At 74.9% G+C, this 800-nt stretch carries 1 protein-coding gene; it reads left to right on the forward strand.

The window, feature by feature from the left end:
- The coding region (locus PROKR_RS10980; protein WP_036963050.1) for a RecB family exonuclease at window positions 1-720 on the forward strand (720 nt) is incomplete at its 5' end.
- Window positions 721-800 lie beyond the last annotated feature (80 nt).

The following is an 800-nucleotide window of genomic DNA, read 5'->3' on the forward strand; positions in this document are numbered from 1 at the left end:
CGCGGCACGCTGGTGCACGCGGTGCTGGAGCGGCTGTACGACGCCCCGCTGGGCGAGCGCACGCTGGCCGCGGCACACGACCTGCTGCCGGGCGAGTGGGACCGGCTGCTGGAGGCGGACGAGCGGTACGCGGGGCTGTTCACCGACGGGATCGGCCCGGACGGGCAGGACCGCGCGGGCTGGCTGGCCGGGGCGGGCTCGCTGCTGGGCACGTACTTCACGCTGGAGAACCCGAACCGGCTGGAGCCCGCCGAGCGTGAGCTGCTCGTCGAGTCGCAGCTCGACGGTGGCCCGCTGCTCCGCGGCATCGTCGACCGGCTGGACGTGGCGCCCGACGGCGCGCTGCGCGTGGTCGACTACAAGACGGGCAGGTCGCCGCGGCCCGGCTACGAGACGTCGGCCGTGTTCCAGATGCGGTTCTACGGGCTGGTGCTGTGGCGGGAGCGCGGGGTGCTGCCCAAGATGCTCCAGCTCGTGTACCTGGGCGACGGCCAGGTGCTGCGCGGCGAGCCGACGACGGACCACCTGGTGCACACCGAGCAGAAGATCCGGGCCATCTGGTCCGGCATCGAGGACGCCGCCCGGACCGGCGAGTGGAAGCCGCGGAAGTCCAAGCTGTGCGGCTGGTGCGCGCACCAGGCGATCTGCCCGGAGTTCGGCGGCACGCTCCCGGAGATCCCGGAGGGCGCCGTCGCGCTGCGGCTCGGCATCACGGGCTGAGGCACGCGGTCTCGCGCCGCGCCGCCCGGCCGCGCGGGTCTCTCCTGCGCCGCAGGCCGACCTCAGCCGGGCAGGTCCCC

Source organism: Promicromonospora kroppenstedtii DSM 19349 (assembly GCF_000515355.1).
Taxonomy (GTDB): Bacteria; Actinomycetota; Actinomycetes; order Actinomycetales; family Cellulomonadaceae; genus Promicromonospora; species Promicromonospora kroppenstedtii.